The following is a 14874-nucleotide window of genomic DNA, read 5'->3' as shown; positions in this document are numbered from 1 at the left end:
GCTCATTCTAGATTTTTGTTACATGAATTAACTGTATAAAAATATTTTTACCGTTAATGCCACTATCAATTTCCTTTTTGTGCTCTAAGCTTAAACCTGTATTTCACTTTGCTGATATAGTCAGTATTTGTGTTAGTCAGCTACTATAATGATAGGGCCGTGTAGCGTTACGCACTCTTTATGCCCTCTCTATATACTATGCCACCCTTTAAAATGTAGAAGGATTGCTTTGCCTATGAACGTTGAATTCATCAACCCATTTCTTGTGTCTTTAATCAATGTAATCTCTACCATGGCAACAATGGATCTTAAGCCTGGTAAACCTCAATTAAAAAACCATGACCTTGCAAAAGGTGACGTATCTGGTTTGATTGGTATGGTGGGGCCTAAAACTCGCGGTTCGCTGTCGATTACTTTTGAGCAATCACTTATCCTTGAAATTATGAATAAAATGCTTGGTGAAAAACCGGGGGTTATTAATGATGAAGTTACTGATTTAGTGGGTGAAATAACTAACATGGTGACTGGCGGTGCCAAAAACTTACTCAGCGAAAAAGGTTACGACTTTGATATGGCAACACCGGCTGTGGTGTCTGGTAAAAACCATACTATTTCTCATAAAGCGCGCGGTAAAAAAATCATGATGCCTTTTAGCCACGAATTCGGTAACGCTTTTATTGAAATTTGCTTTGAGGATTCTTAATCAAACCTTAGAAGTTAACGCCAAAGTGAAAAACTGAATCTAACGCTGGCACCCAATTCTTAAAAAAACGGAGCCTCAAAACTACAGCACCTAAAACAACAGTATCTAAAACTACAGCACCTAAAAAAGTATCTAAAACAACAATGCCCAACACGTTATCTACGTATTGGGCATTGTTTATATCAATCTCATGCTCAATCGAGCAGTTCAACCAACACTCGTGGCGTAAGCTTAGTGACTAATTCATAAGCAATGGTACCAATGTGTTCGGCCACTTCTTCTACTGCAAGCGCTTTACCCCACAGCTGAACACTATCGCCGACGTTATCTTGTGCATCGGCACCTAGGTCTACGGTTAACATGTCCATAGACACTCGACCGACTATCGGTACTCGGCGGCCGTTAATCCATACAGGTGTGCCTTCTGGCGCATTACGTGGGTAACCATCACCATAACCAATGGCAACAACCCCTAAGCGAGTGTCTTTTTTAGCGGTCCAAGTTGCACCGTAGCCGACACTATCGCCGGCTTTATGTTCGCGCACAGCTATCAGATTGGATACTAATTCCATCGCCGGAATTAATCGATGATTAACGCCCCTATCACCCACCACCGGAGATACACCATAAAGCGCAATGCCGGGTCTTATCCAGTCGGCTTGGCTTGTTGGCCAAAATAAGGTACCTGCAGAATTTGCTAAGGTGCGATCGCCTTCTAAGCCACTAATCAATTGCTCAAAGGCATTCATTTGCGTTTGAGTAAGGATATTATCGGGTTCGTCGGCGCAGGCAAAGTGAGTCATTAAATGAATCGGCTTAGCCACTTGCGGACAAGCCAGCAAACGCTGATAAATACTGTCGAACTGCTCAAGACTAAAGCCAATACGATGCATGCCAGTATCAATTTTTATCCATACGGTGACAGGCTTATCTAGCGTGATAGTTTCAAGCATTTGCAATTGCGATTCATGATGAACCACAGTATCGATATTATGACTAACCAGTGTGGGTAAATCTGACTGACGGAAAAAACCCTCTAATAATAAAAGCTTACCTTTTACGCCGCCTTCTCTGAGTTGCAATGCTTCTTCAAGCCTTGCCAAACCAAACCCATCTGCGCCGCCATGATACTTGCCGACACTTTCTACATAATTTAATAAGCCGACACTTTCAGCCACATTTAATAACCCATGGCCATAACCATTGGCTTTAACCACTGCCATAATTTTGCTATTGGGCGCAATAAGGCGCAATTGTGCCAAGTTACTTTGCAATGCGTAACGACTGATTTCTGCACGAGGAAAAGGTTTCAATAGGTTGCCTTAATTAACAATAAATAACATGGCGCGGCTTGCTGTCTGTTAAGAGGTTTAGGGCCATGAATGCAACCTCATTAACAGAGATAAACTAATATCATAAATAACGATACTAAAAACACAAATACAGTCTAATCAATGATTAATCTTCTTCAAATTGCGGCCCAGCATAGTTATCAAAGCGAGAGAATTGACCTTGGAATACCAGACGAATACGCCCAATAGGTCCGTTACGTTGCTTACCAATAATGATTTCTGCGGTGCCTTTATCTTCAGAGCTGTCGTTATACACTTCGTCGCGATAGATGAACATAATTAAATCGGCATCCTGCTCAATCGCACCCGATTCACGTAAGTCAGAGTTAATTGGGCGTTTATCGGCTCGTTGCTCTAGCGAGCGGTTAAGCTGCGACAATGCAATAACAGGTACTTCTAATTCTTTGGCTAAGGCTTTTAATGAACGAGAGATCTCTGAAATTTCTAAGGTACGATTATCTTTTAACGACGGTACCTGCATTAATTGCAGGTAATCGATCATGATCATTGATAACCCGCCATGCTCACGCGCAATACGTCTGGCACGACTGCGCACTTCGGTTGGGGTTAACCCTGAGCCATCATCGATGTACATTTTACCTTGTTCAAGCATGATACCCATGGTTGAAGACACGCGCGCCCAATCTTCATCGTCTAATTGACCTGTACGAATTTTGGTTTGGTCTACACGGCCAAGCGAGGCTAACATACGCATCATAATCTGTTCTGACGGCATCTCGAGACTGAAAATAAGCACTGGCTTGTCTTCATTCATGGCGGCTTGTTCACACAAGTTCATCGCGAAGGTGGTTTTACCCATAGAAGGACGCGCGGCTACAATAATTAAGTCGCCAGACTGAAAACCTGCGGTCATTTTATCTAAATCATTAAAACCACTTGAAACACCAGTCACACCGTTATGGGGATTGTTATAAAGCTGCTCAATCCTATCGACGGTTTTTTCAAGAATGCTTTTAATGTTTTCCGGGCCTTCATTGGCATTGGTACGCATTTCTGCGATTTTAAAGACTTTGGTTTCAGCCAAATCTAATAATGCACTTGAATCACGGCCTTCTGGGTTATAACCCGCATCGGCAATTTCGTGGGCAACGGCAATCATGTCACGTACTACGGCACGTTCACGCACAATGTCTGCGTAAGATAGAATATTACCGGCGCTGGGGGTATTTTTGGCAATTTCGCCTAAGTAAGCAAAGCCGCCAGCATCGTCTAATTGATCTTCAATTTCGAGCTGTTCGGATACGGTAATTAAATCCAGCGGTTGGCCCGATTCCATTAAACGTTGCATAGCCGTGAAAATCATTCGATGAGAACGAGAATAAAAATCTTCTGGCACAACCGCTTCAGAAACACGATCCCACGCTTCAGCATCTAGCATCAATCCACCTAAAACGGATTGTTCTGCTTCTATTGAATGAGGAGGCAATTTTAATGCATTAACTTCTACATCTCTTTGCCTGTTTCTTGCTTTAAAAGCACCTTGCTGTGACATTAACACTCCCAATTTCCAACGACTTTATAAAATATGGTATAACACCGTGGTCTAGCTTAATTTGCCGTCATTACCGATTAGAATAACAGCTCCGTCAAACGGAAATAAAATAATTATTTAAGGAAAATACATGCGTATAGCACTCGTTGCAGCACTTGTGCTGACATCTGGTTTTGCCTTTGCCGATGAAGGGCAGTGGCAACCGTATCAAATGCCATCCATTGCCGACAAACTCCTGCAACGTGGTATTGATATTCCCGCATCACAACTGGCAGATTTGGGACAGTACCCAATGAATGCTGTCGTCAGTTTGGGGTATTGTACCGCCAGTTTTGTATCCCCCCAAGGCCTAGTTGTCACAAACCATCATTGTGCTTATCGCGGCATACAATATAACAGCAAAAAAGAACATAATTACCTCGCAGATGGCTTTTTAGCAAACACCCAAGCGGAAGAACCTTCTGCTGGGCCAAACGAACGCTTATACATTACCGAGGAAGTTACCAACGTGACCGATAGCGTTATGGCTAACTTAAGCACCGAACCTTTGGTACGCTTTGAAGATATCCAGGCGAATAAAAAAGCATTAATTAAAATCTGCGAATCAGATGACAACTACCGTTGCTCAGTTAACAGTTTTCACCACGGCTTAGAATATTATCTGACGAAACAGTTAATCATTCGAGATGTACGCTTGGTGTATGCGCCACCTAAAAGTATTGGCGGCTTTGGCGGCGATATCGACAATTATGAATACCCTCGTCATTCTGGCGATTTTACCTTTTTACGCGCCTATGTGGGCAAAGACGGTAAGCCTGCAACGTTTAAGAAAGGCAATGTGCCATATCAGCCTAAGAGCTACTTAAAAGTGAACGCAGACGGTGTAAAAGCAGGCGATGGTATTTTTGTGGCCGGTTATCCAGGTTCTACCAGCCGTTACAACTTAACCAGTGAGTTACAGTTTGCCAGTGATTGGATATATCCAACCTACGCAAAACGCTACCAGTTGCAAATTGATACCATTACCTTAATGGGCGATGTAGATAAAGATATCGCGCTTAAATATGCCGGCACTATGGCCTCAATGGCTAACCGGATGAAAAAGCTTAATGGCTTATTAGATGGCTTTAACGCCACTGATATTGTTGGTATTAAACAGCAACGTGAGAATGACTTTCTCGCTTGGCTTAAAAAAGATCCTGGTGCTAACCAAAATCTCATCAGTGATCTTGAAGCACTACTTGCTGAAAAACATCAGCAAATGCAAACCAATTATTTCTTTAAAAATGCCCAATCAAGCGAAATGCTCCAGGCTGCTAGCAAACTGTACCGTTTAGCTAAAGAAAGGAAGAAACCCAATGACCAACGTGAGTCAGGGTTTCAGCTGCGTGATATGAAAATGTTTAAAGCAGCACTTAAACGTATCGATAGCAGCTTCGATCCCGTGGTCGATAAAATTTTATGGTTACAAGACTTACAAGCCTATGTAAGACAACCGTTAAAAACTGAAGTGTTTGATAACGCCTTAAGCAGCTCAGACAATTTTGAACAGCTAGAGTCTAAAGTGGAAGGTTTGTATGCATTAACAGAGCTCACCGACCAAGCTAAACGCCTAGCGTGGATGAGTAAAAGATCTGAAGATTTTGAGATTAGCGATGACCCATTTATTCGTTTAGCGGTGGCCATTCATGACACCAATATGGCATTGGAAAAGAGCGAAAAGCTACTTGCAGGTAAATTGTCATCTGTTCGTCCTGAATATATGAAGGCGATTATTGATTATTACAAATCAAATAACTGGCCTGTATACCCTGATGCTAACCGCACATTACGTATTACCTACGGTATGGTTGATGGCTATCAATCTAAAGATGCATTATACAAGCAGCCATTTACTCGCTTAGCTGGCATCCTAGCCAAAAACACCGGTGAAGCACCGTATAATGCTCCCGCGAAACTGTTAGCGGCAATTAAAGCTGACGACTTAGGTAAACATCGCGTCACATCGGTATATAAGCAGCAAAGCAGTTGTCAATTTATGTCTTGTTTAGACAAGCCCGCCGATTTTAACTCTGTACCGGTTAACTTTTTATCAAGTGCTGACACTACTGGTGGTAACTCAGGCTCACCAGTGTTAAATGGTAAAGGTGAGTTAGTTGGTCTTAACTTCGACTCAACTTATGAAGCCATCACTAAAGACTGGTTCTTTAACCCAACGATTACCCGTGCCGTACATGTCGATATTCGCTACATTTTGTGGATGATGGACAAGGTCGATCACGCTGATAATTTGATAAAAGAGTTAACCTTAGTGACCAAGACTGAAGGAGAAGCAAAGGTAGCAACTGAAGTTACTGCCATAGCAACAACCGAAATATTGCCTGAAATTGCAACTGAAGCAGTAACAGTCGTCACACCCGAAGTGGCAACTGAGACACCAGCCAAAGTGGCAACTGAGACACCAGCCAAAGTGGCAACTGAGACACCAGCCAAAGTGGCAACTGAGGCACCAGCCAAAGTGGCAACTGAGGCACCAGCCAAAGCGGTAACTGAAGTAGCGCCTGATGTTGCAATAGAAACTGCAACTGAAATACCTGCAGAAGCGGCAATTGAAGTTGCACCCGATGTTGCAATAAAAGCAGCGACTGAAGTTCCTACCAATGCAGTGGTTGCAGTAACACCAGAAGCATCTGCCGAAGTTACAACCAAAGTACAAGCCGAAGCGGCAGTTGTAGTAGTACCAGAAGCCGCTGCAGAAGTTGCAACTAAAGTACAAGTCAAACCAGCAGTTGCAGTAGCCCCTGAAGCAGCTGCCGAAGTTGCAACCAAAGCATCTGCTAAAGCCGGAGTTGTAGTAGTACCAGAAGCCCCTGCAGAAGTTACAACCAAAGTACAAGCCAAAACGGCAGTTGTAGTAGCCCCTGAAGCAGCTGCCGAAGTTGCAACCAAAGCACCGGCCAAAGCGACTGTTGTAGTAGCGCCTGAAGCAGCGACTAAAAAAGAACTAAACTAGCCCTGGTAAACAATATTCCAGTGACCATCAAATAGAGGTTCACTGGAATATTCTCTGGCATTGAAAGATCCTAAACAGCTGGCCATGCGGCCTAAACAGATGGTGTTAACAAGGCTAGTGATTAAATCGCAGACATAAAAAAACACCGCCCGGAGGCGGTGTTTTTTATGGAGCTAAACAGTAATTAAGCTTCTGCTACAATAGCAATCTTAACTACAGCTTTAACTTCAGCGTGTACTTGAACTTCAATTTCGAAGCTACCAGTAGTGCGTAAAGCACCTAAAGGTAAACGAACTTCAGATTTAGCAAGTGTTACGCCAGCTGCAGTAACTGCATCAGCGATATCACGGTTGCCAATTGATCCGAATAATTTACCTTCATCACCTGCTTTAGAAGCAATAACAACAGCTTCTAATGCAGTTAATTTATCAGCACGAGCTGTCGCAGTAGCTAATTCAGCAGCTAATTTAGCTTCTAATTCAGCACGACGAGCTTCAAATACTTCAGTGTTTGCTGTGTTTGCTACAACTGCTTTACCATAAGGTAAAAGGAAGTTACGAGCATAACCAGCTTTAACAGAAACTTGGTCGCCTAAGCTACCTAAGTTTGCAACTTTATCTAGCAAAATAACGTTCATTATCAAATCCTCAATATTCTGTTAGGAATAATTAATACTGCAATATTACTGATGTAAATCAGTATATGGCAGTAGAGAAAGATAACGAGCACGCTTGATAGCGCGAGCTAGTTGGCGTTGATATCTAGCACTGGTACCAGTGATACGGCTAGGAACAATCTTGCCGCTTTCAGTGATGTAGTTCTTTAAAGTAACGATATCTTTGTAATCAATCTCGACAACACCTTCAGCGGTGAAGCGACAGAACTTGCGACGACGGAAATAACGTGCCATTTTGACAGTCTCCTAAGTTTTCAATTCGACATTTTCAGCATGCAAGACTAAACGGTTTTGTCCATTTCGCCCTTGTTGTAGTGAAAGAAACCCTTCAACATCAACTTGCACACCTGCTTGTAATTTATTTGCTACGCTATCAAAGCGCGGACCACTTAATACCACTTGAATCAAACAGTAGACGTTTCTCAACATTTCTACTTCTTGTCTTTGTGATTTATGCTCTACCGTTATGACCACATGGGCTATACCGCTAGGGCTATCTAATCGCCTTGAACGAGTTATCGTTCCAGACAACATTAAGTGATTATTCACAAAAAATTATTCAGCGTTTTCTTCAGCGCTTTCTTCTACATTACGGTCATCAGAAGGTGAACGACGTGAATCACGTTCGTCTCTTGCTTTTGCCATAGGAGAAGCTTCAGTAACTGCAGCTTTAGTGCGCATTACCATGTTACGCAGAACAGCGTCGTTGAAACGGAAAGCTGTTTCTAGTTCTTCGATAGACTCTGCAGATGCTTCTACGTTCAAAAGAACATAGTGAGCTTTATGTAGGTCTTGGATCGGGTAAGCCAATTGACGACGGCCCCAATCTTCTAAACGGTGGACTGTACCATTAGCAGCGGTGATAACACCGGTGTAACGCTCAATCATACCAGGGACTTGTTCACTTTGATCTGGGTGAACCATAAATACGATTTCATAATGACGCATTTATTGCTCCTTACGGTTAAGTAGCCTCTTTTCTGGCTCAGTCAGACCAATGTGGAGGCAAGGAACGAATTAAAGTGACTGATTTGAGCGCGCGATGATACATAAAGTACGCTATAAACTCAAGCACTAACTCACTCTTTTCAGCAATCTTGAATACAGGTATGATGGCGACAGTCCAAAATACCGCGTTTACGCCGTCAAGAATAAAACAGTCTAATGATAACCATGAAAAACATAGCCACAACATGCTGCCTCTTTTTATTGTCTGCTCCGGCATGGGCGTTAGTACCACCAGATTATCAAGAACCGCCTAGTAATTTTAATGCTGAAGTTGAAGCTGGTTTACAGCTAAACAGTGGTAACAACGAAACTAAAAACTTCAACGGCCGTACTTATTTAACTTACGACTCGCCGAGCACCAAACAAGAAGCGACATTAAAGGCTTATTATGCCTCTGATGGAAATGAGTCTACTGCGGAAAAGTACGAATTGTTTTTACAGTCTAACTATAAATTAGAGCGTGGTTATGTATTTGGTCGTGGCGAATTTACCTGGAACGAGTTTGGTTCTTATACCCGTATTTCTACTATTTCTACTGGTTACGGTTTTGACTTAATTAAAAACTATAAAACCAAATTGAGCCTTGAAGCCGGCCCTGGTTATCGTTACGACCAACCGCAAGCCAGTATTGCTGAACCAAACCCTGATGAAAATCGTGATGTAATATTACGTTCAGCGGCTAAATATACGGTAAAATTGCAAGAATATACTAGCTTCAACGCCGACGTAACAGCCGAAACAGGTTTAGACAACAACACGTTAACCCTTGATATGAGTTATAAAAATACATTTATTCAAGATTGGGCATTTAAAATCGGTATGAACATCAAGTACACTGAAGTGGTGCCTGATGAAAGTAAAAACACCGATACAGTCACCACATTCAACTTGTTGTACACGTTTCAATAATTATTGATCGTAAATGAAGCGTAACAAGACAATCAATCAGTAGGGCTAACGTAGCCTTACTGAACCAATAAAGGCGCAGTTATGGACAGCCCGCTTCGCAGTTTTGCATCCTTATATAGCACCACTTTTTTAATGGTACTTGCTGCAGGTCTACTGACAACCTACCTGGGCTTAAGCCTGACCACCATGCAAGTGCCACAAATATGGATTGGTGGCATGATGTCTGCCTACTATATTGGTCTTGTGTGCGGTTCCAAAGTTGGCCATAAACTTATCGCTCAAGTTGGCCATATTCGTGCTTTTGTTGCCTGTGCTGGAATCGTCACCGCATCAGCACTGGGTCATGCCCTCATCGACAACTTAACCATATGGTTAGTATTGCGCCTTGCCGTTGGTATGGGAATGATGTGCCAATATATGGTGTTAGAAAGCTGGCTCAATGAACAGGCCGAAAATAATCAACGCGGCACCGTATTTGCCAGTTACATGATTGTATCTTATTTAGGGTTAATGGCTGGCCAGGGAGCCATTAGCTTATATCCTGATTTGGGCATAGAACCACTGCTGTTAATCGCCATATGTTTTGCATTATGCATTGTGCCTATTTCAATCACTCGAAGAATTCACCCAGAACCGTTAACGCCGGCACCATTACAAATGGGTCTGTATTGGAAACGAGCCCCTCAAGCCTTAACGACAATAGCGTTAGGAAGCATGATTGTAGGTTGTTTTTATGGTTTAGCGCCATCTTATGCGACTGCCAAAGGTATTGATCCTGAACATGTTGCACTCTACATGTCTTGTACCATTTTTGCCGGGTTGTTAGCCCAATGGCCAATGGGTAAATTATCTGACATTATTTCTCGTAGCTTATTAATTCGCATTAACTGTACGTTATTGGGGGTTATTGTATTAATTATTACTGTCGTTCCATTCCATTCAGTGTATTCATTAATATTAACCAGTTTATTTGGTATTTTAGCGTTCACCTTATACCCATTAGCAACTGCCTTAGCAAACTCACGCGTAGACCAACACGAACGAGTTGGACTGTCTGCCACTATATTAGTGACCTTTGGTATTGGAGCAAGTATTGGCCCCTTAGTTGCTTCTGGTTTAATGCAGGTCTTAGGTGACCAAATGCTGTATGCGTTTATGGCAATCTGTTCGTTTACCTTATTAGTAAGACTACTGTGGATTAATTTACGCCAAAAAGCCGAACAGACTGCCACTGGAGATTACATAATGGCAGGTGGTGATTTAGTCAGCTCGCCGTTGGCAGCATCATTTGATCCACGTGTGGATATAGAAATGGTCAACGAGCAAATGATCAATCCTGCCGAGGATGCATTTGATAGCGTGCCAGATTCAACCGACGATGAGCTTGAAGATGCCGATGAGCAAGCCGGTTATAATACTGCTTATGCTAGCGTAGTAAACGATGATAGTTTGGGGCATGAGGAATTGGATGACGAAGATGTCGATAATGAGATCGGTAGACGTTAATTGATGTCGTAAATTGCATATATAAAGTGTATTTATTTAAAGTGCACTTGTTTAAACTGAACGCATTAGCCGTTTTGAATTAATAAAAACGTTAAAGCAGTATGTAAAACACTCAATATTCTGAGCTCGAGATAATAAAAAACGGCGATTAATATCGCCGTTTTTTGATCGCATTCTTTGCTATTTTCGCTAGCAACAACGCTAATGGATAGGTGATTAACCTAAACGCTGTCTAACCGCTTCAAATAAGCAAACACCAGTGGCAACAGACACGTTGAGACTCGACACGCTTCCAGACATTGGAATTGATACAAGTGAATCACAACCTTCGCGTGATAAACGACGTAAACCTTTATCTTCCGCGCCCATAGCAATCGCTAGCGGCCCTTTGAGGTCTGCTTGGTATACATTACCTTCGGCTTCGCCTGCAGTACCTACAATCCAAACACCTTTATCTTGCAAGTGACGCATAGTACGAGCAAGGTTAGTCACTTGAAATAACGGTATGGTTTCTGCTGCGCCACAAGCAACTTTGCTTACGGTTGAGGTTAACCCTACTGAGTTATCTTTTGGTACGATAACCGCATGTACCCCAGCAGCATCAGCATTACGTAAACATGCGCCAAGGTTATGTGGATCAGTTACACCGTCTAAAATTAATAAGAAAGGCACTGCAGTTTTATCAAGTAACTCATCTAAATCTTTTTCAGTCAACGGCTTAACAGCCTTAACGCGAGCCACAATACCTTGGTGTTGTGAGCTACCCGCTTTATCATCTAACACTTTACGTGCTGCACGTTGTAGTGTTGTACCAAAGGTTGACGCTAGATTAATTAACGGGGTTAAGCGTTCGTCATCACGGCCTTGTAGTAGCCAAAGTTCAATGACACGTTCAGGGCTGTTATCTAACAAAGCTTGAACGGCGTGAATGCCAAAAATGGTATCTTGTTTTTTCATTTAATTACTTTCTCTTGCTGCGCTTGGCAGGGTTTTTCTTAACGCTAGAATCTGGTTTTGCTGCATCCGTTTTTTGTGCAACTGCAGAAGATTTTTTCACCGCCGCTGGTTTTGCTGCTGGAGATGAAGCTTTTCCGCTTGAACGACGCTTGCTGGCTTTAGGCTTATCAGACTTTGGTTTATCAGACTTTGATTTATCAGACTTAGGCTTATCTGATTTAGGTTTATCAGACTTTGCAGATGACTTACCTCGTGCTGACTTAGCGCCTTCAGCATTCACTCGTTGGCGCGCTGTTGTTGGCTTACTGCCTTTACGCGCTGTTTTACCCGCACCTTTAGTGTTGTCACCCACCATCAATAAATCAATTTGACGATCATCAAGATTCACCGCCGCAACTTTAACCGTCACAGGATCGCCTACTTGATATACTTGGCGAGAATTTTCACCAATTAACCGTTGGCGCATTGGATCAAATTGATAATAGTCACTGGCAAGACTTGAAATATGTACCAGCCCATCAATAAATAATTCGTTTAATCTGACAAATAACCCAAAGCTAGTGACTGAGGCAATAACCGCATCGAAAGTGTCGCCGACGTGATCTTGCATATATTCACATTTAAGCCAATCACTCACATCACGGGTAGCTTCATCTGCACGACGTTCAGTGGTGGAACATTCTTCACCTAATGCATCTAACTCTTCAATCTGGTAGAGATAACCACCATCTTGAGTCCATTTATCGTTAACATTGTCCTGCTCTTTTGCGAGTAAATATTTAATCACTCGGTGCAAAACTAAGTCAGGATAACGACGAATTGGCGACGTAAAATGCGAATAAGCTTCTAATGCCAAACCAAAGTGACCTTCGTTGTCTGGGCTGTAAACGGCCTGGCGCATTGAGCGCAATAACATCACCTGAATTAACTCAAAGTCAGGACGGTCAGCAATTTTTAACATCAGATTTTGATAGTCAGTCGGGGTCGGCTCTAATCCGCCATCCATGCTTAAACCACGCTCAGCAAGAAACTCTTTAAAATTAGCCAGTTTTTGCTCTGATGGTGCTTCGTGAACACGATATAGCACTTCACCTTTGTGCTTTTTAACAAATTTCGCCGACGCCACGTTAGCTAAAATCATACATTCTTCAATGATTTTATGCGCTTGATTGCGACCTCTAGGGACAATTTTATCAATTTTACGTTGTTCATTAAAAATGAATTGCGTTTCTAGCGTTTCAAAAGCAATCGCCCCACGCTCTGCACGGCGCTCATCTAAGATCAGATATAACGACTGCAAACACAATAAATGCGGGAATAATACTTCATGCTCAGGGGCAATTGCACCACCTTCTAGCATGTCGGCAACTTGGGTGTAGGTAAAACGTGCATGAGAGTGCATTACCGCGGGATAAAACTTAGTACCCGATAACTTACCCGCTGCAGAAATGGTCATTTCAGCAACCATACATAAACGGTCGACTTTTGGCTTTAATGAACACAAGCCATTAGATATTTTCTCAGGCAACATTGGGATAACTTGCGATGGGAAATATACCGAGTTACCACGTGAGCGCGCTTCAGTATCTAATGCTGAATCAGTGCGTACATAATGACTCACATCAGCAATTGCTACCCATAAACGCCAGCCACCACTTGGTTTTGCTTCAGCATACACCGCGTCATCAAAATCACGGGCATCTTCGCCATCAATAGTGACTAACGGTAAATGACGTAAATCGACGCGACCTAATTTATCTTCTTCGGTGACTTCGTCAGGAATACGTTTGAGTTTTTTCTCAATAATCGCTGACCAAGTATGTGGTAAATCATAATTACGTAACGCAATTTCAATTTCCATACCCGGTGCCATTGTCTTACCCAAGACTTCGGTCACTTTCGCTGCCGCTTTAACAAAACGACCAGGGCGACGGGTTAACTCAACCACGACAACATCACCGGCGCGCGCGCCTAGTGTATCTTCGCTGGCAATTAATATTTCTTGGGTGATGCGTCTGTCATCAGCAATAACAAAACCCATGCCGCCGTCGACGTGATAACGGCCAACTAATGCAGCTGTTCGCTCATGAACTAAGCGCACAATTCGTGCTTCGCGACGACCACGACGATCAGTACCTGCTTTTTGAGCAAGCACTTTATCGCCATGGAAATACATCAGCATATCGCGATTATTAATAAATAAATCGTCACCGCCTTCATCTGGCTTAAAAAAGCCGAATCCATCGCGATGGCCTAAAACGGTACCAGACAATAAATCCATCCGTTCAGGTAAGCCATAGCTTTGTCCGCGGGTAAAGACTAGCTGGCCATCACGCTCCATTGCACGTAAACGACGGCGGAGGGCTTCTAATGGCACTTCATCTGTAATGGATAATGCTTCAGCTATTTTATCGCGGGAAACAGGAGACTTTTGGGCGCGCAAGTATTCTAAAATATACTCACGGCTAGGAATAGGATTGTCGTACTTGTCTTGTTCTCTCTCAAAATGAGGATCGTTGATCATTCAATTTCCAAATAATTCGCTCCATATTTTGGAGCCTTTAACGTGTGTACAGCTGAGGCTGCTGTGCCCTGGCCACAATACTGGCGGGCATTTTTGCAGCGAGCATCTGCAGTAAAGACGAGGCCTTTTTCTGTTGGGCGTCGTCATCAAATATACTGTTATATAACCAATGATAGCCAAGTTCATAATCGGCAGGACTTCCGTAGCCTTCACCAAATAAATGAACCAATGTCATTCTTGCGGTTAAATCCCCATTAGCTGCCGCAGGCAATACATATTGCACTGCACGATTGGGATCTTTAACCACTAGTTTACCGCGATAATAATAATCTGCCAATTTTACCATCGCTTCAGCGCTACCCTGCTCAGCAGAGGTTTGCAGCAGCGCCATGCCGCGAGAAGGATGAGCCTTGACACAAACACCGTTATTAAGCATTTCAGCCCATAAAAATTGGTACATGGGTTGCTGTAATACTTCAGCACGGGCTTCAATGTCTTGAACCAGCTGACAGTCGTCTGCTTTTACGCGTTGTAAATATTGATTTGAGCGGATGAGCGAAATCAATTGTTGATCGCTATAGATATCGACGGCTTCTGTCACCGCAAATACATTGATCGAAACCACACTCAACAACAATAAACAGATACGCAACATAAGGATTCTCAATGGCACTTTCATGACTTATCCATCGGCAGTATAGCGTATTTCTTGA

General features: G+C 42.8%; 12 protein-coding genes and 1 pseudogene. 4 read left to right on the top strand and 9 right to left on the bottom strand.

Annotated features, from left to right (window positions below):
- The first annotated feature begins 235 nt into the window (after nt 1-235).
- The gene (locus tag CXF88_RS02645; protein WP_101085209.1) at nt 236-703 is read left to right on the top strand and encodes a chemotaxis protein CheX; all 468 of its coding nucleotides are present in this window, start codon (nt 236-238) and stop codon (nt 701-703) included.
- Nucleotides 704-897: 194 nt separating this feature from the next.
- Here CXF88_RS02645 and alr read toward each other — a convergent pair whose 3' ends face one another.
- Together alr and dnaB are read right to left on the bottom strand one after the other, a co-directional pair.
- Nucleotides 898-2016, bottom strand: coding sequence for an alanine racemase (gene alr, locus CXF88_RS02635; protein ID WP_101085207.1), 1119 nt, complete (start codon nt 2014-2016; stop codon nt 898-900).
- A 145-nt stretch (nt 2017-2161) separates the two neighbouring features.
- Nucleotides 2162-3568: a replicative DNA helicase gene (gene dnaB / locus CXF88_RS02630; RefSeq protein WP_101085206.1), complete on the bottom strand. Its 1407-nt coding sequence runs from the start codon at nt 3566-3568 to the stop codon at nt 2162-2164.
- A gap of 130 nt (nt 3569-3698) precedes the next feature.
- Between dnaB and CXF88_RS02625 the strand changes: the two are divergent.
- Nucleotides 3699-5882: pseudogene (locus tag CXF88_RS02625) on the top strand (S46 family peptidase); the annotation flags it as partial.
- A gap of 883 nt (nt 5883-6765) precedes the next feature.
- On the opposite strand, the gene rplI reads toward CXF88_RS02625, so the two are convergent.
- From rplI to rpsF, 4 genes are read right to left on the bottom strand one after another with little or no spacing between them, the layout of a single operon-like run.
- Nucleotides 6766-7218, bottom strand: coding sequence for a 50S ribosomal protein L9 (rplI, locus tag CXF88_RS02620; RefSeq protein WP_101085204.1), 453 nt, complete (start codon nt 7216-7218; stop codon nt 6766-6768).
- 45 nt (nt 7219-7263) lie between these two features.
- Complete coding sequence (gene rpsR, locus CXF88_RS02615; RefSeq protein ID WP_101085203.1) at nt 7264-7491, bottom strand: 30S ribosomal protein S18; 228 nt, start codon at nt 7489-7491, stop codon at nt 7264-7266.
- 12 nt (nt 7492-7503) lie between these two features.
- Nucleotides 7504-7791: a primosomal replication protein N gene (gene priB, locus CXF88_RS02610; RefSeq protein ID WP_011638788.1), complete on the bottom strand. Its 288-nt coding sequence runs from the start codon at nt 7789-7791 to the stop codon at nt 7504-7506.
- A 21-nt stretch (nt 7792-7812) separates the two neighbouring features.
- On the bottom strand, nt 7813-8205 hold the full coding sequence (rpsF, locus tag CXF88_RS02605; RefSeq protein ID WP_011638789.1) for a 30S ribosomal protein S6: 393 nt from the start codon (nt 8203-8205) through the stop codon (nt 7813-7815).
- Between the two features lie 216 nt (nt 8206-8421).
- Here rpsF and CXF88_RS02595 point away from each other — a divergent pair, with 216 nt between their 5' ends.
- A complete protein-coding gene (locus tag CXF88_RS02595) occupies nt 8422-9174 on the top strand; it encodes a DUF481 domain-containing protein (RefSeq protein WP_101085201.1) in 753 nt (250 codons plus the stop codon).
- Nucleotides 9175-9255: 81 nt separating this feature from the next.
- Nucleotides 9256-10680: an MFS transporter gene (locus CXF88_RS02590; protein ID WP_101085200.1), complete on the top strand. Its 1425-nt coding sequence runs from the start codon at nt 9256-9258 to the stop codon at nt 10678-10680.
- A gap of 216 nt (nt 10681-10896) precedes the next feature.
- Here the strand turns inward: CXF88_RS02590 and rlmB are convergent, their stop codons facing one another.
- Genes rlmB through CXF88_RS02575 form a run of 3 tightly spaced genes read right to left on the bottom strand, consistent with a single transcriptional unit; the run spans nt 10897 to nt 14840 of the window.
- Complete coding sequence (rlmB, locus tag CXF88_RS02585) at nt 10897-11637, bottom strand: 23S rRNA (guanosine(2251)-2'-O)-methyltransferase RlmB (RefSeq protein WP_011638792.1); 741 nt, start codon at nt 11635-11637, stop codon at nt 10897-10899.
- A gap of 4 nt (nt 11638-11641) precedes the next feature.
- Nucleotides 11642-14161 (bottom strand): ribonuclease R, encoded by a 2520-nt coding sequence (gene rnr / locus CXF88_RS02580; protein WP_101085199.1) that lies wholly within the window; start codon nt 14159-14161, stop codon nt 11642-11644.
- Nucleotides 14162-14198: 37 nt separating this feature from the next.
- On the bottom strand, nt 14199-14840 hold the full coding sequence (locus CXF88_RS02575) for an SEL1-like repeat protein (protein ID WP_101085198.1): 642 nt from the start codon (nt 14838-14840) through the stop codon (nt 14199-14201).
- Nucleotides 14841-14874 lie beyond the last annotated feature (34 nt).

This window comes from Shewanella sp. ALD9 (assembly GCF_002836315.1).
Classification (GTDB): domain Bacteria; phylum Pseudomonadota; class Gammaproteobacteria; order Enterobacterales; family Shewanellaceae; genus Shewanella.
The sequence above is the reverse complement of the archived record's forward strand: the minus strand, read 5'-3'. Positions and strand labels throughout refer to the sequence as shown.